The organism is Natrialba sp. SSL1, from assembly GCF_001861355.1.
Taxonomy (GTDB): Archaea; Halobacteriota; Halobacteria; order Halobacteriales; family Natrialbaceae; genus Natrialba.
Window position 1 is genome coordinate 312,931 of record NZ_MASN01000030.1, and the last position, 25,409, is coordinate 338,339.

The window sequence follows — 25,409 nt, forward strand, 5'->3', positions numbered from 1 at the left end:
ACGGACGACGACCGTCAGTTCGAGGCGACGAGTACTTCGTCGGGATGCACCGTAACGACGGCATCGCCGACGTGGAACGTCACCTGCTCGACGGTCCGCTCGCGTCCCATATTCGTCGCCTCGAAGAGGGAATCGAGGGCTTCCGGGTCGACGTAGTCGTACAGTCGGGTACTCGCCTCCGTCACGTCCTCGTCCCGGTACTGCGCCAGCGCCGTTGCAACGGCGATACTCGGCGGTTCCGATGCTGTGCGGTCGTACCGGACGCGCCGACCGAATTCGCATCCGTGGGAGTTGCGTGGCCTGTAATCTGTCATGTCTCTCCGTCACGTCTCCGTGACTATCTATTCAGGTGGCCAACGGCGCCGCCCATATAGCTACCGTCAGACAACATGGGGTGAGAACCGCACGACGGCACCGTAATCGGCGTCAGACGTTTGTATGACGTATTTTGCGATCAGAATCTCGTACTGAGAAAGTCCGTCACCCGCGACAGCGACGGCGCGCTACGGGCCCCTTCTTCACTCGCCGTCAACGCACCGCAGGCGTTTGCGAACTCGAGTGCCCGCTCGATATCGACACTCGAAATTGACGATACCGGGGGCGCTGACGGTTCCGACTGACCCGCTCCGTCCTCGGACCCGAGGGACGTGCCCGCACACTGCTCGAGCAGCGTCGCGATGAAGCCTGCGGCGAAGGCGTCACCAGCGCCGGCCGTGTCGACGGTGTCGACGTCGAATCCGGGGTGGACGTAGGAGCCGTCGGGCGTGTGGACCTCCGCGCCGTCGCCGCCGTACTTGACGGCGACGATCCGGTCGTCGAACACCGAGCCGACGTACTCGTCCTCGAGAAGGCTGGCGATCTCCTGATCGTTCGCGAAGACGATATCGGCGACGGCGAGCGCGTCGGTGTAGTCGCGGTCGCAGAGTCGCCGTCCTGGATCGAAGCTGACGCTGACGCCGGCTTCGTTCGCCGTCTGGGCGATTGCACCGGCAGTCTCGGGTCGCTGACTCGTGAGGTGGACGTGATCCGCGCTGCGAATCCGATCACGGTCGAGATCCGCGGGCGTGACGGCCTCGTTGACGCCATCGTTCCCGAGGACGGCGACCTCGCCCTCGTCGTCGACGAGCAGATACTTGACCGCGGTGTCCGCGCCCTCGACGACCCGGAGCCCGTCGAGTGAGACCCCGGCGGACTCGAGTTCCCGACTGGCGAGCAGGCCGTTGTCGTCGTCACCGACGCTGCCGATGAGCCCGGTCTCGAGGGAAAGGTTTGCGAGTGCGGCGGCGACGTTCGCGGCGCTGCCCCCGCCGGAGCGGTGTTGTGAGCGGATTGCGGACTCACAGTCGGCTTCAGGAAGCCGATCGACACGAAGGGTCACGTCCCAGTTGACGTGACCGGCAGTGAGCACCCTGACCATTCATCGGAACGACGACCGCGGATGAGAAAAGTCTAGGCAACTGCGAACAGGAGCACGTTGTGTACGCCCGGGCCGAGGCCGACGGCGGCGATGAACGCGAGCACGAGTCGCGCCTGTCGCGGTGCCTCCTCGACGTACTCGCGGAAGAGACCAAGAACGACCATCGCAAGCGCGACTTTGACGACGATGAACAGCCAGCCACCGCCGATGTACTCGGCCGTTGGCAGCGCGTGGCCGGCGTCGAGGATGAGTTCCGAAAGCGGGACTTCCTCGCCGGCACCGAGAATGTCGTAACCGATCGCGGTCGAGACGCCGTCGAGCGCGTGGCCGAAGACGACGAGCACGCCCGTCGCCCCCGTGACGGCTGCGACGTCAGTGAACCAGAGACCGAGGACGAGCCAGGCCAGCGCGGTGACGACGCCGGAGATCACGACGGCAATCACGGGCCAGAACGGCTCGAACGTACCGAGTTCGACGCTTTCGAACAGCAGAAACATCGTGAAGACGGCGAAGAATCCGGTGCCGACCGTTCCGAGCGGCCGCTCGATCGTCGGCTGCAGGCCGCCGCTGTAGAGAAAAATCGACAGCACCCAGACGAGTCCTGCAACCGTCGCCGTTACCAGGTAGACACTCGGCGCGGCGAACAGTACTTCTATCGAGTCGGGATACGCCTCAGTCCGGTGGAGAACGTGCAACGTCGACCCGAACAGCATCCACGGCGCGAACGCAAGCACCGTCCGATCGGTGACTGGCGGCCCCAACGTCCACAGCAGCGCAACGACACCCCCGAGCACGGCGAGAAGTGGCACGAGAAGGTACCACGCCGGGAGGACGAAACCCTCAGGCAATACCATACCCCCTACTGTCGACACCAGTAACTAACACTTTCCGATCAGTGTCGATTCGTCTGACGGCCAGGACCTACTCCTCCCAGGGTTCTGCCGTCGTCTCGCCGAACAACTCGCGCATCAGCGTGACGATACTCTCGGGTGGGAACTGCCCGCGTTCGGTGACGATGGCGTCGATGTATCGCGGCGGCGTCACGTCGAACGCGGGGTTTTCGACGGTTAGCCGGTTCTCGTTCTCGCTACTGGCTTCGTCGTCGGTCCCGTTTCCGGCAGCCGATCGGGGCATCTCAGTGGAGGGCTCGATCTCCGCTCGATCCGCCGCCGAAAGCACCTCTCGCTCGTCGCGCATCTCGATCGCAACCGTATGCCCCGTCATCGTGTCCGGATGCAACTTGATCGTCTGAGCCGCCACCATCACCGGTACACCGCGTTCGCGTGCGTTCACCGCCAGCCCGCTCGTTCCGATCTTGTTGATCACGCTCCCGTCCGCCGCGATGCTGTCGGCTCCGACCAGCACGTGATCCGCCTCATCCAGATATCGCCGCGCCGCGTTGTCCACGATCAGCGTCACCGGAACACCCAGTTCGCGCAACTGGCGCGCCGTAATATGGCCCTGCTTTCTGGGACGTGTCTCCTTGACTATCGCTTCGATCTGTTTGCCGGACTCGAGTGCAGCCTCGATACACGCCAGGGCATCCGTCGAGTGGCAGTGGGTCAGCACGACGTCGCCGTCGCGGAGTCGGTTCGCGCCGATTTCGCCGAGTGTGGACTGGGCCTGCTCGAGTTCCGTGCGAAACGTGTCGGCGCGCTCGATGGTCGACGCGCGGAGGGCAGCGACGGTCTCGCCCTCCATCCCGCGGAGGACGTATCGGAGGGCGTTCGGCAGGCTGACGGCGGTCGGACGGGTCTCGTAGAGTTCGCGTGCGCCGGCGCGGAGGTCGCGCTCGAAGGCCGCCGAGTCGGGTGCCTCAGAACGTTCGGCCTGCGTCGCGAGCGCCGCCGCGGCAGCGTCTGCGATCGTTGCAGCGCCGCGAATCCGCATCGCTGCGATGTCGTCGGCCGTACTTGTGACGGCCGGGTCGACGACGGGGTGGTTGGGGTCGGGGTCCGGGTCCGAGTCCATGTCATACCGTTACACGCCACCGGCCAAAAGTAATCGGGCGGGTTTTTGATCGTTCGACGAGTCGGTCCGCTATGGCTCCCGAACTGGATCGCGACGAACTCGCGCCGCTGATCGATCACACCGTCCTCGGTCCCGAGACGACGACCGCCGACGTAGCCGCCGTCCTGGAGGAGGCAGCCGAACACGGCATGAACGCCTGTATTCCGCCCTACGCGGTCGAGGACGCCGCTGCAGCCCACGAGGACGTGACCATTGCGACGGTCATCGGCTTCCCACACGGCCAGCAGACCCACGAGATCAAGCGCCGCGAGGGCGTCGACGCCTGGAAAGCCGGCGCGGACGAACTCGACGTCGTCATCAACGTCGGTCGGCTGAAAGCCGGCGAGGACGACGTGGTCCGGGCCGAACTGGCCGAACTCGTCGCCGCGGTTCCGATTCCGGTCAAGGTCATCATCGAAACCGCACTCCTCACCGAGGAGGAGAAACACCGAGCCTGCGAGGCCGCCGTGGCTGCAGACGCGGCGATGGTGAAAACCTCGACCGGATTCGCGAGCGTTGATCCGGAGGATCAACGAGCGAACGGTGAAACCGTGAGCGGTGGGGCGACGATCGAGGACGTCCAACTGATGAGCGAGTACCTGCCAGTCAAGGCAAGCGGCGGCGTCGGCAGCTACGACGAGGCGATGGCCATGGTCGAGGCCGGGGCCGAGCGAATCGGGGCCTCGAGTGGGGTCGAGATTCTGTCGGGTGCGCCGACGGCGGAGACGGAGTGAAGGGAGGCAACGAAACGGAGAACGAGAAGGGCGAACAGTGCCGAGGGAATTAGCTCAAATCTGCGGATTTGAATCGCATGTATCCAACGGCGAGCGGTGCGACGATCCACGCACAGAGAACCACGGGTGCAAACTCCGGCTGGACGTAGAACGGCGCGTCGGCTGGCGGGAGACTACCCGCCGCGATGTCAACGTCAATCGTTCGTGTAATCTGAAAGAGCGCTTCGCTGGGGAGGAGTTGCGAGACAAAACGGTACAGCATGGGCGCTTCGGCGAAGCCGAATACGTCTACGTGGAGCCGCCGTACCAGATACCCAGCCGAGACGAACAGTGTGAACACGTTGAGTGTGACGTACACACCAAAGCCGGCGGCCGCTGCACGGGCCTTACTGGCGACCGACGCAGAGATACCGATCGCGATGGCGACGTAGATGACAGCGTAGAGTGCCATCACTCCCATCGCGACGAGATACGTTCCGACCGGAAAGACCGGATACAGCGCGAGCAGTGAGGCAGCGACGACGAGCGAGGCGAAAATAACACCCAGTACCATCACCGCACTTCGGCTCACGAACTTGCCCACGACGACATCCCGGCGCGTGTTCGGCAGCCCGAGCAGGAACGCGATACTGCCGGTCTCTCGCTCGCCGGCGATGGCGAGGTAGGCCACGACCAGCGCGACGACGGGAATCAGGAGCGAGCCAATCGTAGCGACGCCGGCCAGAACCGAAACGACACCCTCGCGGGCAGTGTCGTGAAACCGTACCTGGCTTCTCTGTATGAACATGAAGAATCCGACAAAACCAGCGTAGATGGTAACGGCAAGCCAGACGATTTTCGACCGACGGGCGTCCAGAAAGTCCTTCCGAGCAACGTCGAGCGCACTCATACGGACACCTCCGTGGACGACTGACGACCATCGGCAGTTCCGTCGTCGTCAGTAGCGTCACTACTCCCACAGCGACCACTCTCATCACTTCCACCACTCCCACCGCCGCCACCACCACTACCGCCCCCGACAGGCACATCTCCCGTATACTGATTGAACAACTCCTCCATCGAGGCCGGCTCAGAGACGATATCCGCGACCGTCGCCCGCTCGTCGACGTGCCTGACCACGTCCACCTTCGCAGCTGCATCGTGGCAGTCGACACGGAGTTCCGCCCCCTCGAGTACAACCGCCTCGACGACAGGTAGTTGGGACAGTTCAGCGGTGATCGACTCCGGCACTGACTCGAGTGCCAGCCGAATTCGAGACGATTGCTCCAGGTCGTCGCGGAGCGTCTCGATGTCGTCGAGCGCGACCAGCCGTCCCCCGGACATGATGGCGACGCGGTCGCAGACGGCTTCGACCTCGGAGAGGACGTGACTCGAGAAGAAGACGGTCGTCCCGTCGGCGGCGAGGTCCTGAATCGTCGCCCGCAGTTCTTGAACGCCGGTCGGATCGAGACCGGACGACGGCTCGTCGAGTACGAGGAGGTCCGGGTCGCCGACGAGCGCCATCCCGAAGGCGAGTCGCTGGCACATGCCCTTCGAGAAGCCGCCGGCACGGCGGTCTGCTGCATCGACGATGCCGACCCGTTCGAGGATAGCGTCGGGATCGTCGGCTGCGTCTTTCGTTCGGATGACCCACTCGAGATGCTCGCGAGCGGTTAGTCTGTCGTAGAGGCTGTAGCCGTCGGGGAGGACGCCGATTCGTTCGCGGGTCGGCGCGAACTCGCCGCTAACGTCCTGGCCGAGCACCGTTGCGCTGCCGGCGGTCGGCGAAACGTAGCCGAGGAGGATGTTGATCGTCGTCGACTTCCCGGCTCCGTTCGGGCCGAGAAAGCCGAATATCTCGCCCTCGTCGACGCTAAAGGAGAGGTCGTCGACGGCGAGGACGCCGCCTGGATACGCCTTTCGCAACCCGGAGACTTCGATGGGGACCATACTGGTGCTCGCCGCTATAGTGACAATATATTTTCGAATGAGTCTGAAAGAAAGAGAGGTATGGAACGGCGACCCACCGGGTCAGCACGTCAGCACGCAGTTATTGGAGCTACTCGGACTCGAGTAGCCGCGAAACCACAGGCGACTCGTCGGATCCGAGCGCCGACCGGACGAGCAGGTGGCCGCCGAGTTCGGCGAGGCTGATGACGTCGTCGGCGCCGGCGCGCTCGAGTTTCGCCGTGTTCTCGCGGTCGGTCGCGGCAGTGACGATGCGAACGTCCGGGCGGAGTTCGCGGGCGGTGAGAACCGCCAGCGCGTCCTCGGCGTCGTTGTTCGTCGCGACGAGCACGGTGCGTGCGCTCTTGATCTTCGCCCGTTCGAGTGGCCCCTCGTCGCTCGGGTTTCCGGAGAGAACCCGGATATCACGCTCTGACAGCTCGCTCGCAGCCGTTTCATCTCTGGTGACGACGAGGAACTGCTCGTCGGCGTCGGCGAGTTCGGTGACGATCGGTTCGGTCAGGTCCCCGTAGCCGAGGACGAGTACGTGGTTCTCGAGGAGTTCGAGTTCTGAATCGGTCATAATTCCGAGTGTCTTTGAGATTCGGGCCTGGATTGCGGGGCCGACGAGCGCCCCGATGGCGATACCGAAGCTGGCGACGCCGAGGACGACGACGGACATGGTAAACAGCTGTGCGATTTCGGTTGTCGGGCCGATGTCGCCGTAGCCGACGGTGCTCGACGTGATCAGGGTGAAGTAGAAGGCGTCGAGCAGGTGTTCGATGCCGTCGAAGTCCTCGCGAAGCGCGTACGCGCCAAAGGTGCCGTAGGCCTGCACGCCGACGAGCGCGCCGCCCGCAGCAAGTTGTGTCGTCGTCAGCGAGAGCGAGCGGTCGAACCGCCGACGCGTCAACAACAGCGTCGGCATTGAGACGACCGAGAGCACGACGAGCGGAAGCGAGTACGAACTCGCCTGGAGGAGCCCCTGCACAGCCGTCAGTGGCAAGAGGAGCAGTGTTGCCCACCAGCCGGCCCGCAGTCCGCGTCTGAGTGCAAGTACGCTCCCAAGCATGAGAAAGCCAGTGAGTGCTCCGGTGAAGCCGACCGCGTTCTGCACGGCGACGGGAACGTGTGGCGCGAGCGGGCCGAAGTCGGCGGCCGCCTGGTCAATTCTGAGGATACCGGTCGCAACCGACAGCAGTGCGACGAGCAATGCAAGGCCAACGGCTGCGCGCGTCGTCACGATCCAGCGCCAGTTCTCCGGCAACCGTTCGGTCACCCGTTCGCCGACCATTCTATACACACCGTTCCAGCCTGGGTGTAGTTAAGCGTCTCCGTCCGTCACGGTCCGTCGGGCAACCGTTACGCAAGAGAACACCTCGACCAACAGAACACCTCGATCAACAGGGCAGCGCTACTGCACACCTCGGAGCGGTAGCTACTTGCCTTCGGCACCGATATCGCCACCTATGCCAACGGAGTGGAAACTGTTCGCAGACCTCGCCGAACGCGCCGGGGACAAACAGGTCACCGTCGACGCATCGGCCGGTGACACCGTCGACGACGCGCTCTCCGAACTGACCGCGGACCGACCCGCCGTCGGCGACCGCGTCCTCACCGACGACGGCGACCTGCGATCGCAGATCAACGTCATGCGAAACGGGACGAACGTGCTCGTCGAAGAGGAGGGACTCGATACGGTACTCGAGGAGGGCGACGAACTTGCGTTATTCCCGCCGGTCAGCGGCGGCTAACTAGAGCGCGCCGCTGAGGACAAAGTCCGGCTCCTCGGAAATCGTCGCACCCGCGTAGGAGGCGTCGCTGACGACGGCGGCCGTCTCCGGGATCAGTACTCGCGTCCGATCAGCGCCGAGAGCAGCGGCGTCGCGGCTGAGGGCGGCGAACAGCGATCGAGTTGCGTCGACGTCCTCCCAGGCACCGACGCCGTACTCGGCCCAGGTTTCATCCTCACCGTCGTCGTTCTCGCGCTCGTAGGTTCGGAGTCGGTAGGAGGCACCGACGTATCGACCGTCGCGTTCGACGGCGAAGACCTCGGTGTCGTCGTTCGCGTTGATCGCATCGTTCGCGTCGGTCCTCCCGTTCTCGCCGCCTGAATCGGACGCGAACTCCAGGAAATCCTGTCGCGTGAGTTCGCGCATGGACCACGTCTCCTCCGGCGCGTAGCCGAGCCCGTTCAGGTGTTCGCGAGCGTCACTGTTGGTCCAGTACCGCCAGGCGGCACTGGGGTCGTTCGTCACCGTGTCAGGACCCGAGGCGTCGGGGTTGGGTTTCGGATGTGCAAACCGGAACTCGGTCGCTGGTTCGAGACCACTCTTTCGCGCTGCACCGAGCGACGCTGCGTTCCACGAGAACACCATCACGCGGCCGACGGTTGCGCCCTGCTCGCGCGCCCACTCGAAACAGGCGTCGTTGAGCCGCCCGCTCAGGCCCTGACGCTGGTAGTCGGGATTGACCCGCATTCCCTGGAACCAGGCCTCGTCTGGCGAGACCATCACGGCCTGGACGATCCCTGCGACGTCGTCGCCGGCGTCGGCGAGGAACGTCTTCTTGTGATCGTCGTCCTCGTCCTCGAGCCAATCGTGGTAGACCTTCGGGATGTAGTCGCCGCCGCGGTCCGTCCAGATCTTCTCGGTGAAGGCCTTGACGCCCTCATAATCGTCGTGCGTCGCTCGCCGGATGTGAATACCTACTGACATCGCGATCACTCCCAGGGAACCGACCGCTCCTGCAGTTCGCCGGCGATCGAGGTCTGCATCGTCTCTGTGACGGAGTCCTCGTTCGCGAGCGCCCACATCAGCTTCACCTTTGCCGTCCCTGGGAGAGTGTCGCCAGCCTCGATGACACCGGCGTCGAGGAGGTCCCGACCCGTATCGTAGACACGGTCACAGACTCGACCCTCGAGACACTGGCTGGTCATAACGACAGTCGTACCGTCTGCGACCAGTTCCTCGATTCGCGGGATCAGGTCCGTGTGGACGTGTCCGAGTCCAGTTCCCTCGATGACCAGCCCGTCGGCACCCTCGACCACGTCGAGGAAGGCCGGATCCATTCCCGGCGTAAACTTCAGCAGTTCCACGTCGGACTCGAGTGCAGCCGAGAGTTCGAGGTCGACCTCGCCGCGTTGCTGGTAGTCGCGGCGGAAGCTGACGGTTTCACTGTCGTAATCGACGGTGCCGAGTGGCTCTGCACCGATGGTTTCGAAGGCGTCGCGGCGGGAGGTGTGGTTCTTTCGGACGCGGGTGCCGCGGTGGAGCGCGCAGCTGTCGTCCGACTCGGAACCGTGCATACAGACGAGGACCTCCGCGCAGTCGCTCTTTGCGGCTTCGACGGCTGAGACGGCGTTCATCACGTTGTCCGAAGAGGGTCGGTCGGCCGAGCGCTGGCTGCCGGTGAAGACGATCGGGACCGGCGTCTCGAGCATGAAGGAGAGCGCCGAGGCGGAGTACTGCATCGTGTCGGTGCCGTGCATGACGACGACGCCATCCGCGCCGTTCTCGATTTCCTCGTGGACCGCCTGAGCGAGGTCTTGCCAGATCGGCGGCTCCATATTCTCGGAGAGGATGTTCGCGACGACGCGCCCGCGGTAGTTCGCGCGGCCGGCTAGGTCGGGAACGGCACGCAGCACGTCCTCGGCGTCGAACTGAGCGGTCACCGCGCCAGTCCGGTAGTCGACTGTCGAGGCGATGGTGCCGCCGGTCGAGATCAGCGAGATGGTCGGCAGGTCGTCGTCGAACTCGACTTCGTCGCTGGCGTCGTCGGCAGCGTCTTCTGCGGCGTCAGCGTCGGCGTCGTCAGCAGCGTCGCCGTCGATCTCGTACACATCTTCCGCAAGAACCGAAATGTCGGCCCCGTCTCGGTCGACACCGACGTTGTATCCACCTTCGAGTTTCACCACGAGCTGCTCGTCCGTGCTGGAGGGAAGCAACACGCCTTCGTACGTGCGATCCGCGCGGTCGACGCGAACGTGATCGCCTGGATTCATACGAACGGGTTGCGCGTCGGCGGACTTGAAGGCACGCTTTCCGCCCAACGGCAGCCGACTCCACACCCGATCGCTAGCCGGCGACGCCGATAACGACGAGTCCCAGCCCGGCGAGCAAGAGAACGCCCGCAATCATCGCCGTCAGCAGCCGAACCGTTGCCAGCGCGTCCTCGGACAACTCGAGTCGGGGGTAGAAGTGGCGGGCAGCAGAGAGTGCCCCCAGCCCGATCGCGATGGCGATAATTCCGAAGGCGACCAGATCGACGTTCACACTCCCCTCTACCAGCCCGTTGGTCATAAACGTCGTCCGTGTCGGTGACGACGGTCACGGCAAGAAACTGAAAGCGGAACTGCATCCGTCTCTGGCAGGGGTACTCGAGTACCCAAACACGGACGGGGAGTGACCCGGTCACGAAAGGTGACAGGACAGGGAAAAGACCATGGTGCCGGCGACCCAGCGTTCGTATATGAACGACCGCTCGGACGAGGTGACCGAGCAGCGAGACGGCGACCCCCGCTCGACCGACGACCTCCTCTCAGAAACGGAGCAGTTGCTTTCGGAGACGGGTGGTGCTGGCGATGGTGGTACTGGTACTGGTGCTGGTGCTAGTGGCCCCGGAGAGCCCAGTCAGGCTGCCACCAGAGACGCCACGTCGAGCACCGCCGCCGATGCAGGAATGGACGACCTCTCGAGGTTTGGTACCGGTCCGGAACCGGAACCCGAAGCACGCGAGCGGACGGCGGCCGACGCAGGTGGCTCTCGCCTCGGCAAACTCACGGGCGGGCGCTCCCTCGAAGAGTACTTCTCTCCGAAGGCGTTTCTCGCGCTCGTGCTAACCCTTGCGGTCGGCCTGTTCGCTGGCGGCGCGGTGATCCCCATCGCCGGACAGCTCATCGGTATCTTCGCCACTGCCTTCCTGATCGGCGTCATTACGTCGAAACGGCGGTATCTGGAGCTAACGGGCGCTGGAATCACCGCCGGGATGGTGACGACGCTGGACCCGGTCTACTTCGCACTCGGCTCCGGCCTGACGCTGCTCGGAATCGGTGCGGCGATCGGGTTCGTCGCCTCCGTCGCCGGCTACTACTTCGGTCGCGACCTTCGCGACGGATTGGTTCGAGACGTTCCCTAAGTCGCCACTCGTATACTCCTGCGTCAGGTTTTGGATAGTACCACATGCCCCATGAGTACGACAAACTCGTTCGAGACAATATTCCGGAGATGATTTTGGAAAACGGAGAGACGCCAGTCACACGAACTGCCAGCGATGCGGAGTACGAAACGTACCTCTGCAAAAAATTGCGCGAAGAGGTCGAGGAGTACGTCGCTGATCGGGACGTGGACGAATTGGCCGACGTACTCGAAGTGCTCCACGCGATACGGAAGTTCGAGGGCGTCTCCGAACAGGAACTGCACGATCGGAGAGAGCGAAAAGCCGACGAACGGGGCCGATTCGACGAGCGACAGATTCTCGAGCGCGTGACGGACTGATTCGAGGGCGTGACAAAATAACCGGACGGGAGCTACCCGTTCGTCGTCAACTCCCAGCCGCGCTCCGTTCGCTGAACGACCCCCTCGTCTGCCATTGACTCTAACAGCTCCGCGATGACCTCTCGCGGCGCATCGAGTTCTCGACCCAGTTCGCCAACCGACTTCGGCTCCGTCCGAATTGTCGCCAGCAGGTCGGCGTAAATCCGACTTTCCGGGCCAGCACCGACGGTTTCCGAAATCTGGTCGAGAACGTCGTACAGCTGACTCTGCACCCAGCGCTGGGCCAGCGACAGTTCGTTCTCGAGTCGCTCCAGGTCCTCGAGTGCACCCAGCAGTTCGTCGAGTTCGTCGAGTTCGTCGCAGGCGACATCGAGGGAGAGGTGCCGACAGGTAGAGATATCGAAACTGTTGTTGGTCGGGTAGGCGCTCTTGCTGGCGAAGCCGTAAGGGGAGACGGTGACCTCGAGGCGGACGTTGCGAGCGATGTGGAAGTACTTCCGGCGCTGGTCGTCGACGTGGCTCTCGATCAGGCCGGCCTCCTCGAGTTTGCGGAGGTGTTCGATGACTGCCTTGGGACTAACGCCAATGTATTCGGAGATTTCAGTCACATAGCAGGGTTTGCGAGCGAGAAGACGGAGGATACGCCTCCGATTCTCGTTTCCCAGTAGATCCAACAAAGCGGCGGAGTCCATCGGTGGAGGGTATGGTATCACCGCTGAAAAGCGTGTCTGCTCGGGGGAGGAGGCGTGACGTGCTCACACACGGGGACTCCCGAGCAACGGTGATGAAATTGGGGAGGTGTCTGTGTCTGCGTCCGTGCCAGTGTCTGTGTTCACGTCGATATCTGCATTTCCGCGTTTGTGTCTGTGTCCGCGTCGATAGCTGTATCCACGTTTGTGTCTGTGTCGTGCCTGTATCAGTTCCGACACGCAATCCAGCAACAGTCACGCAGTACGATGAGCCGACTTCGATTTCTCCCGGCTAACGACTACCCGCGTTCTGTCGACCCCGCGGACGAGGACGTGTTCGGCGCTTGGTTGCCGTTCTCGGCCGTCGAGTCGCCGCCGCGATCGGTCATATCGGTCCCGGAATCGCCCGATGAACTCGAGTGCTCATCCGACTGGCCAGGGGCGGTCTCCGAATCCTGGGAGACGTTCTGACTCGATTCGTTCGCGTGATTGGCGTCCTGTCCGTTCCCCTGTCCAGCGCGTTGATCGGGCTGGTCAGGGCCAGATTCAGACGTTTCGTTAGCACCGTTCCCCTGGTTCTGATCCTGTCCCTGTCCCTGGCCCTGATCTGAACCCTGACCAGGCCGCTGGTCCTGATCAGGATCGGGTCCGGAACCAGCGCCAGCTCCCTGGTTTCCGGGCGAACTGCCAGTGTCTTGCTGTTCGGCACCGCTATCTGGGCCCGCGTGTGCCGGTGGACCGCCACCAACGCCAGGATGGTCCTCGAAGCCAGGAAGCCCCCGTGCAGTCGTCGCAACCTCCGGGCCAGTGAGTTGCGAGGCGTTCTCCTGAAGGGTTTCGAACCGCGTTGGGTCGTGACCGACCGCGACGCCTTTCGGCTTCGTTCGCTCGATCGAGTCGTTCAGCGAGGCGATTTCGACAGTCAACCGCGTCAGTCGTGCCTGGTACGCGGCCGAGGAGAGTTCGTCCTGTCGCTCACGCAATTCCTCGCGTTCGGCCTCGAGTTCGGCGAGACGAGTGTCGAACGATGTCGCGCGTTCATCGACGAGCCGTGATTTCGAATCGTTGTCGGCCGTCTCGTACGTCGCGTCGAACAACCCGTCGTCAACCGCGTGTTCAGCCTCCGCGGATGTCGACTGCATGAAGTCGGCAACGGTCGTGTTTGGACTCGAGTTTGCGTTCGCGTTCGTCTCCGATCCGGACTCCGATCCGTCGGTATCACTCGTCTCGCTTGTCTCGTTCGTCTCACTCGTCTCGCTTGTCTCGCTTGTCTCGCTCGCAAACAGCGCCGAGACGGCGTATGTCTGTTCGTCCGTGTCCCCCATCTCGTCGGGCGTCGCAGGGACGACAGCCGCGCCCGCAACGGGAGCGATCGTCAGTCCGATGACGGCAAGAAGGACGAAGCCGACGACCTGAGTAGTACTCATCGTGTTCGCTAGCTGCTTTCTCGGAACGTCCTAAAAAGTCGAACCTTCGTTCGAACCGTTCAATCACCAACGGTGATCGATACACCACGTTCTGAACGGTTCACCGGCTATTCGCGTCGAGTTCTGAAACCCGCATCTTCGGCAAGAACAAGGCGAAATCAGCGACTGAAACCGATGTGAAACGTGAAACAGTACCCCATGTGACGGTTGGTGGACGTGAAAGGCCTCTGATAGCGGACCGGGATAAGCCTGTCTGCCAATAGTTATGTCACTTCGGACCATGGGTACTAGTGTCATGTTCGAGGCCTTCTCGCGGAACTACTACCTCGGGCGACTGTACGTGACCCCGACCGACGGGGACCGCGCGCTCATGCACAGCGACCAGCACGAGCGGATCAACGAAGCGGTGTACGCAACCGGTGACGGCGTCGAACCGCTCGATACACCGCTCGTGATGAAACTCGAAACCCAGCACTTCCCCGTCCACGGCGACGCTGCCGTCCCGACGGACACGCTCGCCCTCCCAGAATCCGTACTCACAGACACCGAGATCAGAAACCCGCCTTCGCTTCGGGAGGTGCTTCTCGCACGCCGTGAATGTGCCACGCAGTTGCTGTCGTTCTTCCCGGGACTGAGGCAAGCGAACGGGAGCCAGCATCGTAGCGGCACCGACTCGAGTCTCGAGGACGACTTCCCGGGTGCCGGAACCTAGATTTAGAAGTACTCTCGGATCACCTGTTCGGTCAGATGCTCGACGAGTTGCTCGGCCGCGCGTCGCTAAAGGAGCGCATCGACGAACTCGAGGAGGAGCGTGACAATCTGGAAGCGCGCTACGAAGCCGAATCCGAGCGCCGAGCCGACGCCGCGACGGCCAGACAGGAGGCCGAAGCGGAGGTCAACCGGCTCGAAGACCGCATCGCGCAACTCGAGGGCGAACTCGAGCGCCTGGAGGACGACGACGCGGCGACGACGGGACTCGAGTACACCCGCCAGGAAACGCTTCGCGGCGGACGACTCGAGGAGGTGCTGGATCGACTCGAGTCGGTTCGCACGGAGCCTGAGGGGGCGTTGACGGCAGTGGTGTCGGATGAGGACGATCTGCGGTCGACGGGGCAACGCGAGCGCCATAGTCCGCAGTTCGACAGCGATCTCGCGGCTGTGCTCGGCGAGCGAACCGTGCTCGTGGACGAGGCCGCGCCGTGTCTGCTCTGTGTCGACGACGCGGGGCTCGTTTCGGTGGTACTCGAGCCGCCGGTGTTGCCGGCCGAGTTCGGTTCGGGCGATGGGGAGCGGAGTGGGACTGGCAATAGCAACAGTACCAGCAACGCCAGCGCCGGCACTAGCGCAACCACCGCCAGTGACTTCGAATCCGGCTGGCGAGACCGCTTCGTACTCGAGCGCGAGTGGTTCCTGCCGAGGGGACACTCGGTGCTCGCCCTCGTCAGAACCGATCTGTTCGCGGTCGGAGTCTACGACGGCGACGACCGCATCGCCTACCGCGGATTCGAGAGCGACGTGAAGGGCAGTCACTCCAAGGGCGGCTTCTCGCAGGCCCGTTTCGAACGGATTCGTGACGGCCAGATCGACGACCACCTCGACGATTGCCGTGACGCACTCACGGACGTCCTCGCAGACGAACCCGACGCACGGCTCTTCCTGACGGGCCAGCGCGGCGTCATCGAGACGTTGGCCGACGAATCGGACTTTGCGCCGGATGCAACCGCAGCCGTCGACGCGACCGGCGATCCGAAGGATGCACTCGAGGACGCATACGGCTCGTTCTGGACGACTGAACTGTCTGTGTTGTAACGGCTGAGCGAATTGGGAAATCGACAACTCGTGGGAAAGCCGTGGGAAGAAACAGTCATCGCCTGCTGCGAACTCCATCGTTAAGTACCCCCCAGTGCATTCGTCGGTATGCGCGTCGCAATTCTCGCACACGAACAGTTCCCCGGACGGGCCAAGACGGCGCTTGGCATCCTCCGGTACGCCGACTACGACGTGGCCGCGGTCCTCGACCGCGACACGGCTGGCGACCGGGTAAACGACTACGTTCCTGACGTCCAGGACGCCCCGATCGTCGAAAGCATGGACGCCCTCGCGGACGATGACCTCGACGCTCTCATCATCGGTATCGCCCCCATCGGTGGCGGTCTCGAGGAAAGCTGGCGCGACGACATTACGGCCGCACTCGAGTCCGGCTACGACGTCGTCTCGGGACTGCACCACTTCCTCTCGGAGGACGACGAATTCAGTCGACTGGCGGACGAGCACGGCTGTGAACTGCAGGACGTGCGCAAACCACCCGAAGACCTGACCGTGAGCCAGGGCATCGCGGACGAGGTCGACGCGGAGGTCATCCTCACCGTCGGCACCGACTGTGCGGTCGGCAAGATGACCGTCTCGATGGAACTCGCCCGCGACGCTCGCGACGCCGGTTACGACGCGGCCATCATCCCAACTGGCCAGACCGGCATCATGATCGAGGGCTGGGGGAACCCGATCGACCGCGTCATCTCGGACTTCACCGCCGGCGCGGTCGAGGAGATGATCCTCGAGAAGGGCGACGAACACGATTACCTCTTCGTCGAGGGTCAGGGCAGCATCGTCCACCCGGCCTACTCGGCGGTCACCTGCGGCATTCTCCACGGCGCGATGCCGGACAAACTCGTCCTCTGTGACGAGGTTGGCCGCGAAGCCATCCACGGCTACGAATCGGTTTCGCTCCCACCGATCCAGACCTACGTCGACCTCTACGAGGACCTCGCTGCGCCCGTCTCCGAAACAGAGACCGAAATCGTCGCCGGCGCGCTCAACACGGCCGACCTCGACGACGACGAGGCAGCCCGCGAGGCCGTCGAGGAGTACGCCGACGACCTCGGCGCACCCGCCGTCGACGTCATCCGTCAGGATACCGACGAGGTCCTTGAGGTGCTGCTATGAACCTCGAGACGAGCTTCCAGCGGCGCACGCTGCCACTCGAGTACCCGTTCACCATTTCCCGCGGGACGAAGACCGAGACGGAGACCGTCACGGTCCACATCGAGGACGACGAGGGCAACGTCGGTATCGGCGGCGCGGGGCCGTCCGAACACTACGGCGAGACGCTCGATACGGTCGAGGCGCTCCTGCCGGACCTGCTTGCGGTCGTCGAGGACGAAAACGATCCACAGCAGCTCGCACGTATCGAACGTCGGCTGCGCGAAACCGTCGAGCGCAATCCGTCGGCCCGCTGTGCGGTCAGCATCGCGCTGCACGACCTCGTCGCGAAACGCCACGACGAGCCGCTGTACCGGTACTGGGGACTCGATGCCGAAGAGACGATCCAGAGCTCCTACACCATCGGAATCGACGACACGGAGACGATGCGCGAGAAGACCGAAACCGCCGTCGAACGCGGCTACGGTACCCTGAAGGTCAAACTCGGCACCGACCGTGATATCGAAATTATTCGGACGCTTCGCGAGGTCGCGCCGGACGCGCGCCTCTACGTCGACGCCAACGAGGCCTGGACGCCTCGCGAAGCCGTCTCGAAGATCGAACGCCTCGCCGAGTTCGACCTGGAGTTCGTCGAGCAGCCGATCCCCGCGGAGAACGTCGAGGGTCAGCGCTTCGTCTACGAGAACGCCGCGCTGCCGATCGCGGCCGACGAGTCCTGCATCACGGTCGACGACGTGCCCCAGATCGCAGGTCGGTACGACATCGCGAACCTGAAACTGATGAAGTGTGGCGGCCTGCAGGAAGCAAAGCGCATCATCCACACCGCCCGCGCCCACGGCATGCAGGTGATGTGTGGCTGTATGAACGAGTCGAACGCCTCCATCGCGGCGGCCTGCCACCTCGCGCCGATGCTCGACTACGCCGACCTCGACGGCTCGCTGCTACTCGAAGAGGACCCCTACGACGGCGTTCCGATGCCGAACGGCACCATCGATCTCGCCGCACTCGACGTGCCAGGAACTGGCGCCCGACTCGAGTAGTCGACTCACTACGTCGACGAACGCCGTGGTGTAGCCATTTCTGCTGACACGCGCTTTCGATAGAAAAGACGGTCTCGCTGACCGCCAACATGGTTTACAACGCCAGTTGCTGTGGTGATGCTGGCATGAGTGAGGACGACCAGAAAGGGGAGTACGTCTCTCGGCGGACAGTACTGCAAGCATCCGGGAGCGCCGCTTCACTCCCGGTTTTCGGTTCAGGGGTGGTGAGCGCAGACGGTGCGAACGGCGCTGGCGAGGCCCACGCGGCGTTCGAGCGCTGCCCCGACGCGACGATCAGGCCGAGTATGGGTCACTGCGAGGGAGCGAGTATGGAGGGCTGTGCCGACGACCATCCCGTGACGATCGAGCTTCGAGACGCAGTCCAGCAGACCCTTGAGACCGAGTACCCGGACGCGGGTGCGTTGCTCGACGCGGGGTTCAAACCGTACTTCGATACCCTCGACGTGGCCGACGAGGACGGCTGGTCCCACTGGCTCAACCCGGAGTTCATCGGCGACGACGAGGTTCTGCACCCGGAGCGACCGGAATCCGTTCTCGTCGACAACAGCTCCTGGCGCTCCATCGGGGTCATGTTCATCGCGACGCGCGACGGTGAGGCGGTCGAGCCGCCGATGGTATACGACGAAGGCGGTGATGGTCGGGATGACGAGAGCGAGGACGACGACCACGGAGCACATCACGGGGACGGAAACGGGGAGGGGGACAGTCACAGCCACGGGAATGAAGACGGGGATGGACACGAACACGAGCACGGCGATGATGAGCACGGACACGGCGATCACGGGCACGACGAACACGAACACGATCACGGAGACGAAACCGACACCCGCTGCTCACCCTGGCACTACCACGCCGGACTCCCCGGTCGCTTCGCGTGGTGGTTCTACCAGCAGGCCTACGAAACCGAGTTCACCGACGGCGAGAAGACCCTCCCCTGTCGCACACCCTGTATGATGCACGTCTGGACGATCGACCACCCCGAGGGCGTCTACGCACACGACGCCCCGCCAGCCGAGTACCGCGAACAGCCGCCCGTCGCCGAAGCCGGCTTCGAAACCGACGCCGACCCCGGCACGGACGACCTCGGCTGGGACGCTCTCCCGGAACAGGAGCGTCCCGCCCACCTCCCGCACGAAATCGAACTGCCATTGCTGGACCGATTCCTGCCATAGAGCACCGATGTGCCGTTTTCACCGGTGACCACGTAAACACGCACACGTCCCTTACACCCACGAGCGGACCGCAGCAGCCACGCGCTCGACCGCCTCCGACACCGAACAGTCGTCCGTCTCGAGTCGCACGTCCGCAGCCGGCTCGCTGAACTCGCGATACACCACATGTACTCCCTGCTCGTCGATTCGGTCCGCTTCAGCGCGGGCACGGTTGCGCGCCAGACACGTCTCGAGGGTCGCTGTTACGTAGACGAATCGAACCTGAATATCCGGCAGCGACCGAAACCGCGTCTGCCAGCGCCGCCGGTAGAACGTCCCGTCGACGATCGCAATCTCGTTGCTTTCGGTCTCGCGAACCGCCTCGTAGAGCCGCTCGTACGTGCGTCGCGAGTAGTCATCCGAATGAAAGAGGGAGAGTGTGTGGGCGGGGTACTCGAGTACCAGCGTCTGGTGAAGCCGGGTAGCGATACTCGTTTTTCCGGCACCTGGCGGCCCGCAGATGACGACGATCACGGCTGTCGGGTGGGTGTAGGGGGTGAGGGTATAGGTTGGTGTTGATGTTGGCGTGGGTTGGGTTTGGGTTTGGGTTCGTCTGGATCTGTATTGGTGTTGGCGTGGGTTTGGGTATGGGTGCGGGTACTGATCTGGTCAGTGGTGGTGTCGGCATCAATGCTGCTGTTTCCGATGCTGCTGTCGGTATTGGTGTTGGCACCGAAAGCGACGAACAGTCGCTGGCAAGCGCCAGAGACCAACGATGGAGCGGATAGCACGAACGGAATCGGATCGATGCGAAAAACGGGCCGAAACAGGCGACCCATACCGGGTATCCACACCAATTTAGGAATCGCAGACGGAGAGATAGCCATGGGCTACGATACTGCAGCAAAAACTGATCCAGAGTCGGTCGTTCCCGAAGAGTTCGGCGGTATGTGGTTCCTCAAGGACGAACTAGGAACCGAGGAACTCGGGCTCTCGATTCTCGAACTCGAGCCCGACGGCAAGGGGAAAGAACACGACGAGACTCAGACGGACCAGGAGGAGATCTACTACGTCGTCGAGGGCGAGATCGACGTCGATCTAACCGACCGCGAGGAGACGGTGACACTCGATTCCGACGAGGCCATTCGACTCGATCCGGAAGAGAGTCGCCAGTTGCACAATCGTGGCGACGAGCGAGCGAAGCTGGTGTTGGTCGGCGCACCGCTGTAGGTGAGTGACAGCTGGCGGCGATTGCGTATCGGGTACCGAGTAGTGCGTATCGAGCATCGGGTATCGGGTACCGAGTAGTGCGTATCGAGCATCCCATTCGTCCTCGACGGTACTAGAGGATCGACAGCGAGGTCTCACCTCGTAACCGGATGAGCCGGATGCCGAGACAGTGCGAAGACACGAATGAAGGCGGCGACAGAGACAGGTCAAACCGCCGTTGTAGTTAGAAGGAGAGCTATACGCCCGTTTCACGATTGCGTCAGTATGGACCGCCGAACGTATCTCGCCCTCAGCGGGGCCGGGCTCGGGACTATCGGTGGCTACGTCGGCTGGAATCGACTTCGCTACCCGACAGTTCCCGACGGGATGACTGTCGACACGCTGTCGCTCAGTCGGAACGTACTCGAGTCCGACGAACGGCAAGTCCTCGCTGCGAGAGAAGAACGCCACACCGTGATCGAAACCGAAGCGGCCGCGAGAACCGAAATACGAGCTATCGAGTCCGCTACCGACTTCGTAGCCGCCACTACTTTCGAGGAAGCGTTTCTCATCGTCGTTCAAAACGGCATGCGATCGGACGCTGCACTCGAGTTACAGTCGGTCGGGCGAACGGACGACGGGCTGGACCTACAGATCACTGTTGACAATCCGTTGCTCCCCGATCACGACGATTTAACGACACACTCACTTCTGGTGCGGGTCACAGACGAGAAATGGAGGGTTCCAGGCGACATCGCTGTTGCTATCGAGGGGTATCGCTAACAACGTCTCATACGCAACCACCAGCGATGACAGGAACCATCACGGTGTGCTGTTGATTCAGGGATGGCAACGGCGCGTGCGAACAGCGTTCGTCGGCGACCACCATGTTTATTCCCCACCACAATTGCATGTAGATATGAACCGGGTTTCTCGCCGTCGGTTTCTCGCGACCAGCAGTGTTGGACTCGCTGCGGTCGCTGGGTGTCAGAACCCGCTTGACCGAGACGCCGAGACTTCGGAGATTTCAGTTGGGTATTCCGTGACACGTCCACCGGAAACCGACGCGGGTGAGCCCGGCTGGATACTCATCACTCGGACAGAGGGTGCGTATACTGTGACGTTCGACATGCGAGTGTGTGGGTCTGTCGAAGAGGTTGTTGCTACTACGTCGAGTGAACAGGAGTATACAGTCGACCTCAGTGGGGAGTTGAGCGACGCCGAAACGTGCCAACCCGAACGCGTCCTCGGGACGGCTGAGGTGCCAACGGAGACGCTGCAGCTATCATTTCGGGTGACAGTCAATGGTGAGCAGTTGACGGTGATCGAACGAGGCGGCACAACCACGTCTCTGCATCAGATACCCGATCTTCTCACGGAAGAGACGAGTGGTGAGTGACGGTGTCGGCGTTGGTGTCGGTGCCAGTATCTATATATCAGGCACGAAAGCACTCAATACGTCACTTTTCCACCGGAAACGTTGAGCGCCTGGCCCGTAACCCGATCCGCGGCGTCCGAGCAGAGATAGGAAACGGTCTGTGCGACATCGTCCGGCGTGACGAACGAGTGGGTGAGCGTCTTCCCCTCTTTCTCGGCGACAATTTCTTCGCGTGATTTCTCGGAGGTGGCCGCTTCCTCGTCGATGACGGCCTCGATCCGCGGCCCCTCGACTGACCCCGGACAGATCGCGTTCGCCGTGACACCGTGTGGCCCGCCCTCCGCTGCCGTCGTCCGCGTGAGACCAAGAATGCCCGCTTTCGAACTCGTATACGGACTCCGTTCGGGAACCACCCGTTTGCCAGACGCCGAGGAGATGTTGATGATACGGCCGTACTCGCGGTCCTTCATCCCGTCGAGTACTGCCTTCGTACAGAGGAACGGCCCACGGAGGTTGACTGACAGCGTCTCGTCCCACTCCTCGAGGGAGACGTCCTCGATCGGAGCCGTCGGTCCCGCGATCCCGGCGTTGTTGACGAGGATGTCGAGCTTGCCGACGTGATCTCTGGCCGTCTCGATTGCGTCGGTGATGCTCTCAGGATCGGTGAGGTCGAGGTGTGTGTCGATCGCCGACCCGCCGGCAGCCTCGATCTCGGCAACCGTCTCTTGCCGGGCCGATTCCTCGAGATCTGCGACGACGACCGTAACACCGTGACTCGCGAGTGCGAGGCTGATCTGTCGACCGATACCGACGCTCCCACCGGTAACGAACGCTGTTTCGCCGTGGATGTCCATGACTACTGCTCACAAGACGGCAGCTGTACATGTGCCTTGTGACCAGTCGGCAATAGTCGCCCGTTGGCGGGTTGAAGGGTTGAAAGATTGAAGATGTCAAACACAAACGAACGTTGCAATGGGGGCACCAACGCAACTCAGCCAAGATCCTCTTCCCGCTCGGACTCTCGGAGAATGAACGGCCCCATCGCGAGCGTCCGCTTTGCGATCGTCGCAATTCGAAGAATGTACGCGATAAACAGTACGAACGGCGAAATGCCGATCACGAAGCCCGCGCTGGTGAGCCAGACGAGGTTGTCGACGCCAAGCGTGGTTCCCGGGAGCGCGCTCGCGTCGATGTACATGATCATAATCGCCATCACCGTTAGTGCAGGCACCGCGATATAAAGCAGTCCCCGCGAGAGGTTGATCAGTTCCCACTGGAAGTAGAGCGTTTTGAAGTGCTCACGAGCCGGCCCGAACAGTTTGAGCGTCTCGATCATCTCGTCGAGTTTTTCGCTCGCTTCCTCAGAGAGTGAGTCCCGGTGGTCGACGCGGATCTTGCGTGCGTCGTAAATCTTCCGCGAGTAGTTGTACCTGAGCGCACCCCAGATCACCTCGAACGTGCCGAACTGGGCCTCTTCGAGGTCGTCTTTGACGTGATCCGCGTTCTCACGAACGTCTCCGGTATAGTCGTTGATCGCTTCCCGTAGCTCCTCGTCACGCTCGTCTTCGACGGCGGACTCGAGTTCGTCCGCTCGCTCCTGCACACCGTCGACGAGTTCGAAGAGGAAGCCGGCCGGCTCTGGGGGACTGATGTCCTCGCTGATCGTGTCCTCAGTGTCCTGTCGAAAGTCGACGGACTCCTGCATCCGGCTGCGCTGGCTCCCGACTGCACCGAGTTCCTGGGAGAGAACGAGCTGGTTGATCGTGACGACGATCGAGGTGCCGGTGATGATCGCGCCGATGAACGAGGAGAAGAGGAACTCGATGCCGTCCTGGTTGGCCACAATCTCGCGCAGCGGCGTCAGGCCGATTTGACTCGTGACGATCAGGATCACGAAGACAGCACCGAGAATGCCCGCGGTGAGCGTAAGTCGGTTGACCCGGAGTAAGAGCCATAGTTTCAGGCCACCGAGTCGTTCAGTGCTTTCTGTGTCCGCCGGCCCACTCGCCGACCCGTCGTCTGCCGCACCCGAATTCGCGTTGCTCATCGACTGTAGCGGATCCACCACGTCGAGTGACAAAAACCGTTGGCAGGAAGTCGTCGGGCGCACGCCGCCCGAAAGTATCCATATCGGCAGCTACTCAAGCCCTACCTCGGATCCTCGGGTTTGACACCGTAGAAATCCTGCACACGGTCGACGATGGTATTGTGAAAGACGACGAGCAGCGCGACCGCGACGACAATGATCGCCCCCTCGAGAAGCGTCGACATGAGCCCCAGTGCGACGATAAGCGTCGTCGCACAGGCTGCGGGATGGTTCGTGTTCGACCAGAGCATACCGACCGTCGTGAGCAGCATCGCGACGATACCGCTGATGACGAGCCTGCCAACCTCACTCGAGAAGGGTTCGCCCTGTTCGAAGGCGTCGACGACGACGATGCCGTCGGCGAAGAGGACGTACGCGATGAGCCCACAGATAGCCGCGACGGCGTGGCCACCAATAACATGGTAGGGGCCTTCTGCACGGTCTTTTTCGCCGGTTGCGAGGAGGTACGCAGACGGCCCGAGACTCGGAAAGAGAAACGGTTGCCCGGACGCCCAGGCGAGCCCGCCGAGAAAGAGAAAGTGAAGGGTGACGTTCGTACCAGCGCTCAAGTCGTCTCGAACGTTGATCGTCTCTTCCGTGCTGGCACGGACCTTGTTCCAAAAGCCCATCGACTGTTGGTGAACACGACCGAGGGTATAAGTGTCAGGCCGGAACGACCGCCGAACGCGGGTGATCGATCCGTCGGCGAACTCGCGGGGATCCACAGCACACGGCCACTACTCGAGTTCCTCGCTTCCCGAGGTGGAAAACGGGCCGCTATCTGGCTCTTTCTGGGGCATCATCGGCCCGACTGATGCGGTGCGGCGCGTAACGGACGCGGTCCGGAGAATGTACGCCGCGAGCAGGGCCAGCGGCGCGACCACGACCGCGATGAGCGCGCTGACGACGTACGGCAGATAGGCGATAGTCATACTCGCGCCACCGAAGTCCGCGTAGATGAAGCCGATGAGCATCGCCGCCAGGATCGCCGGCACGCCCGTATAGATCGTCAACTGCGAGAAGCGCGTCAGTTCGCGCTGGAGGTACGTCGTCTTGAAGTGCTCGCGGGCAGTCGCAAACAGCGTCAGGTCGTCGATCAAGTCGTCGAGCGCACCGATAGACTCGTCCGAGAGCTCGTCCTCGTAGCGATTTCGAAGCTGGCGGGCGACGTACAGCTGCCACGGCGCGTTGTAGCCGATCGCCGCCGACAGCGCGGTAAACGCGTCGAGCTCCGAGTGTTCGAGTGTATCGTCGAGACGGTCGCTGCTCTCGAACACCGACTGCGTGAACTGCCCGATCAATGTTTCGAGATCCTCGTTCTCGTGGCCCGCAGCCGATTCGGAGAGTGTCGACGCACTCGAGTAGATCGACTCAGCGAGCAACTCGAGGAAGGCTGCCGGTGATGCCGGTGGTGCTGGTGCGCCAGCGGTGTCGGAGACGTCCGTCCGAAACGAGAGGACGCTCTCGAGTTGGTTACGAGCGTCACCGGCGGACGCGAACTCCTGTGAGAGGATGAGCTGGTTGATCGAGACGACGAGGGTGACGAGCGAGAACGTCCCGGCGATCATGCCGCCGGCCAGGCGGGTGATCGAATCGTCGTTGACGAACGAAATCAGTCCGAGTTCGTTCAGGAGCAAGAAGAAGACGAAGACACTGAGCGAGATGAGTGCTGCGACGAGCAACCGGTCGCCGTCGACTAGCAGCCACTCCCGAACCCGAGTCAGTGAGTTCGTTCGCTGGCCCATATCCGTGCCATACGACTCGAGCGTCTCGTCTGCCTCCGGAGCCGCCATAGGTGGCGTTCCACCGATGTGACAATAAGCGCCTGCGTTGCATAGCCTGCTCGCACGAATCGTGAGCGCTCGAGTCGGCTGTGTGGGCCGGAG

General features: G+C 62.8%; 29 protein-coding genes. 12 read left to right on the forward strand and 17 right to left on the reverse strand.

Annotated elements, in window-relative coordinates; translation table 11 throughout:
• Window positions 1-14: 14 nt before the first annotated feature.
• The 4 genes from BBD46_RS09535 to BBD46_RS09550 all read right to left on the reverse strand — a co-directional run bounded on the left by BBD46_RS09535 (window position 15) and on the right by BBD46_RS09550 (window position 3,388).
• The gene (locus BBD46_RS09535) at window positions 15-314 is read right to left on the reverse strand and encodes a HalOD1 output domain-containing protein (RefSeq protein ID WP_071401471.1); all 300 of its coding nucleotides are present in this window, start codon (window positions 312-314) and stop codon (window positions 15-17) included.
• A gap of 140 nt (window positions 315-454) precedes the next feature.
• Entirely contained in the window at window positions 455-1,417 is a 963-nt protein-coding gene (locus BBD46_RS09540; protein ID WP_071401472.1) for a carbohydrate kinase family protein, read from the reverse strand.
• A gap of 32 nt (window positions 1,418-1,449) precedes the next feature.
• Window positions 1,450-2,271 carry a DUF63 family protein gene (locus tag BBD46_RS09545; RefSeq protein ID WP_006653721.1) on the reverse strand — a complete coding sequence of 274 codons (822 nt, stop codon included), beginning with the start codon at window positions 2,269-2,271 and terminating at the stop codon, window positions 1,450-1,452.
• A 67-nt stretch (window positions 2,272-2,338) separates the two neighbouring features.
• On the reverse strand, window positions 2,339-3,388 hold the full coding sequence (locus tag BBD46_RS09550) for a ribose 1,5-bisphosphate isomerase (protein ID WP_071401473.1): 1,050 nt from the start codon (window positions 3,386-3,388) through the stop codon (window positions 2,339-2,341).
• Window positions 3,389-3,459: 71 nt separating this feature from the next.
• On the opposite strand from BBD46_RS09550, the gene deoC reads away from it, so the two are divergent.
• Entirely contained in the window at window positions 3,460-4,161 is a 702-nt protein-coding gene (deoC, locus tag BBD46_RS09555; protein ID WP_084777719.1) for a deoxyribose-phosphate aldolase, read from the forward strand.
• A 49-nt stretch (window positions 4,162-4,210) separates the two neighbouring features.
• Here the strand turns inward: deoC and BBD46_RS09560 are convergent, their stop codons facing one another.
• The 3 genes from BBD46_RS09560 to BBD46_RS09570 all read right to left on the reverse strand — a co-directional run bounded on the left by BBD46_RS09560 (window position 4,211) and on the right by BBD46_RS09570 (window position 7,381).
• Window positions 4,211-5,050: an ABC transporter permease subunit gene (locus tag BBD46_RS09560; protein ID WP_071401474.1), complete on the reverse strand. Its 840-nt coding sequence runs from the start codon at window positions 5,048-5,050 to the stop codon at window positions 4,211-4,213.
• Window positions 5,047-6,090 (reverse strand): ABC transporter ATP-binding protein, encoded by a 1,044-nt coding sequence (locus BBD46_RS09565; protein WP_071401475.1) that lies wholly within the window; start codon window positions 6,088-6,090, stop codon window positions 5,047-5,049. The genes BBD46_RS09560 and BBD46_RS09565 overlap by 4 nt, the downstream gene beginning before the upstream one ends.
• Window positions 6,091-6,199: 109 nt before the next feature.
• Window positions 6,200-7,381, reverse strand: coding sequence for an NAD-binding protein (locus tag BBD46_RS09570; protein WP_071401476.1), 1,182 nt, complete (start codon window positions 7,379-7,381; stop codon window positions 6,200-6,202).
• Between the two features lie 175 nt (window positions 7,382-7,556).
• Between BBD46_RS09570 and BBD46_RS09575 the strand changes: the two genes are divergently transcribed.
• Window positions 7,557-7,841 carry a ubiquitin-like small modifier protein 1 gene (locus BBD46_RS09575; RefSeq protein ID WP_071401477.1) on the forward strand — a complete coding sequence of 95 codons (285 nt, stop codon included), beginning with the start codon at window positions 7,557-7,559 and terminating at the stop codon, window positions 7,839-7,841.
• Here BBD46_RS09575 and BBD46_RS09580 read toward each other — a convergent pair whose 3' ends face one another.
• The 3 genes from BBD46_RS09580 to BBD46_RS09590 form a co-directional block, all read right to left on the reverse strand.
• The gene (locus tag BBD46_RS09580) at window positions 7,842-8,804 is read right to left on the reverse strand and encodes a GNAT family N-acetyltransferase (protein ID WP_071401612.1); all 963 of its coding nucleotides are present in this window, start codon (window positions 8,802-8,804) and stop codon (window positions 7,842-7,844) included.
• 5 nt (window positions 8,805-8,809) lie between these two features.
• Window positions 8,810-10,090, reverse strand: a complete 1,281-nt coding sequence (gene gatD, locus BBD46_RS09585; RefSeq protein WP_071401478.1) for a Glu-tRNA(Gln) amidotransferase subunit GatD — start codon at window positions 10,088-10,090, stop codon at window positions 8,810-8,812.
• Window positions 10,091-10,163: 73 nt separating this feature from the next.
• Complete coding sequence (locus BBD46_RS09590) at window positions 10,164-10,388, reverse strand: hypothetical protein (RefSeq protein ID WP_071401479.1); 225 nt, start codon at window positions 10,386-10,388, stop codon at window positions 10,164-10,166.
• 169 nt (window positions 10,389-10,557) lie between these two features.
• Here BBD46_RS09590 and BBD46_RS09595 point away from each other — a divergent pair, with 169 nt between their 5' ends.
• On the forward strand, window positions 10,558-11,223 hold the full coding sequence (locus BBD46_RS09595; protein ID WP_071401613.1) for a hypothetical protein: 666 nt from the start codon (window positions 10,558-10,560) through the stop codon (window positions 11,221-11,223).
• Between the two features lie 44 nt (window positions 11,224-11,267).
• Window positions 11,268-11,582 (forward strand): nucleoside triphosphate pyrophosphohydrolase, encoded by a 315-nt coding sequence (locus BBD46_RS09600; protein WP_071401480.1) that lies wholly within the window; start codon window positions 11,268-11,270, stop codon window positions 11,580-11,582.
• A gap of 32 nt (window positions 11,583-11,614) precedes the next feature.
• On the opposite strand, the gene BBD46_RS09605 is transcribed toward BBD46_RS09600, so the two are convergent.
• Both BBD46_RS09605 and BBD46_RS09610 read right to left on the reverse strand, forming a co-directional pair.
• Entirely contained in the window at window positions 11,615-12,274 is a 660-nt protein-coding gene (locus BBD46_RS09605; protein WP_071401481.1) for an ArsR/SmtB family transcription factor, read from the reverse strand.
• Window positions 12,275-12,570: 296 nt separating this feature from the next.
• On the reverse strand, window positions 12,571-13,698 hold the full coding sequence (locus BBD46_RS09610; protein WP_071401482.1) for a hypothetical protein: 1,128 nt from the start codon (window positions 13,696-13,698) through the stop codon (window positions 12,571-12,573).
• Window positions 13,699-13,993: 295 nt separating this feature from the next.
• Here BBD46_RS09610 and BBD46_RS09615 point away from each other — a divergent pair, with 295 nt between their 5' ends.
• The 5 genes from BBD46_RS09615 to BBD46_RS09635 all read left to right on the forward strand — a co-directional run bounded on the left by BBD46_RS09615 (window position 13,994) and on the right by BBD46_RS09635 (window position 18,871).
• Window positions 13,994-14,410, forward strand: coding sequence for a DUF5802 family protein (locus BBD46_RS09615; RefSeq protein WP_071401483.1), 417 nt, complete (start codon window positions 13,994-13,996; stop codon window positions 14,408-14,410).
• Window positions 14,411-14,445: 35 nt separating this feature from the next.
• Window positions 14,446-15,507 (forward strand): Vms1/Ankzf1 family peptidyl-tRNA hydrolase, encoded by a 1,062-nt coding sequence (locus BBD46_RS09620; protein ID WP_071401484.1) that lies wholly within the window; start codon window positions 14,446-14,448, stop codon window positions 15,505-15,507.
• A 108-nt stretch (window positions 15,508-15,615) separates the two neighbouring features.
• Window positions 15,616-16,641 (forward strand): DUF1611 domain-containing protein, encoded by a 1,026-nt coding sequence (locus BBD46_RS09625; RefSeq protein ID WP_071401485.1) that lies wholly within the window; start codon window positions 15,616-15,618, stop codon window positions 16,639-16,641.
• Window positions 16,638-17,678 carry a dipeptide epimerase gene (locus BBD46_RS09630; protein ID WP_071401486.1) on the forward strand — a complete coding sequence of 347 codons (1,041 nt, stop codon included), beginning with the start codon at window positions 16,638-16,640 and terminating at the stop codon, window positions 17,676-17,678. The genes BBD46_RS09625 and BBD46_RS09630 overlap by 4 nt, the downstream gene beginning before the upstream one ends.
• Before the next feature lie 125 nt (window positions 17,679-17,803).
• Complete coding sequence (locus BBD46_RS09635) at window positions 17,804-18,871, forward strand: hypothetical protein (RefSeq protein ID WP_071401487.1); 1,068 nt, start codon at window positions 17,804-17,806, stop codon at window positions 18,869-18,871.
• Window positions 18,872-18,922: 51 nt separating this feature from the next.
• Here BBD46_RS09635 and BBD46_RS09640 read toward each other — a convergent pair whose 3' ends face one another.
• Window positions 18,923-19,384, reverse strand: coding sequence for an AAA family ATPase (locus tag BBD46_RS09640; RefSeq protein WP_071401488.1), 462 nt, complete (start codon window positions 19,382-19,384; stop codon window positions 18,923-18,925).
• Window positions 19,385-19,735: 351 nt separating this feature from the next.
• Here BBD46_RS09640 and BBD46_RS09645 point away from each other — a divergent pair, with 351 nt between their 5' ends.
• The 3 genes from BBD46_RS09645 (at window position 19,736) to BBD46_RS09655 (ending at window position 21,458) form a co-directional block, all read left to right on the forward strand.
• The gene (locus BBD46_RS09645; RefSeq protein WP_071401489.1) at window positions 19,736-20,080 is read left to right on the forward strand and encodes a cupin domain-containing protein; all 345 of its coding nucleotides are present in this window, start codon (window positions 19,736-19,738) and stop codon (window positions 20,078-20,080) included.
• A gap of 264 nt (window positions 20,081-20,344) precedes the next feature.
• Window positions 20,345-20,842, forward strand: a complete 498-nt coding sequence (locus BBD46_RS09650; protein WP_253184535.1) for a hypothetical protein — start codon at window positions 20,345-20,347, stop codon at window positions 20,840-20,842.
• A gap of 136 nt (window positions 20,843-20,978) precedes the next feature.
• Window positions 20,979-21,458: a hypothetical protein gene (locus tag BBD46_RS09655; protein WP_071401490.1), complete on the forward strand. Its 480-nt coding sequence runs from the start codon at window positions 20,979-20,981 to the stop codon at window positions 21,456-21,458.
• 53 nt (window positions 21,459-21,511) lie between these two features.
• On the opposite strand, the gene BBD46_RS09660 is transcribed toward BBD46_RS09655, so the two are convergent.
• The 4 genes from BBD46_RS09660 to BBD46_RS09675 form a co-directional block, all read right to left on the reverse strand.
• Window positions 21,512-22,291 (reverse strand): SDR family NAD(P)-dependent oxidoreductase, encoded by a 780-nt coding sequence (locus BBD46_RS09660; RefSeq protein WP_071401491.1) that lies wholly within the window; start codon window positions 22,289-22,291, stop codon window positions 21,512-21,514.
• Between the two features lie 137 nt (window positions 22,292-22,428).
• Complete coding sequence (locus BBD46_RS09665; protein ID WP_071401492.1) at window positions 22,429-23,484, reverse strand: hypothetical protein; 1,056 nt, start codon at window positions 23,482-23,484, stop codon at window positions 22,429-22,431.
• A 101-nt stretch (window positions 23,485-23,585) separates the two neighbouring features.
• Complete coding sequence (locus tag BBD46_RS09670) at window positions 23,586-24,152, reverse strand: HPP family protein (protein ID WP_071401493.1); 567 nt, start codon at window positions 24,150-24,152, stop codon at window positions 23,586-23,588.
• Between the two features lie 108 nt (window positions 24,153-24,260).
• Window positions 24,261-25,316, reverse strand: coding sequence for a hypothetical protein (locus tag BBD46_RS09675; protein ID WP_071401494.1), 1,056 nt, complete (start codon window positions 25,314-25,316; stop codon window positions 24,261-24,263).
• Between the last annotated feature and the right edge of the window lie 93 nt (window positions 25,317-25,409).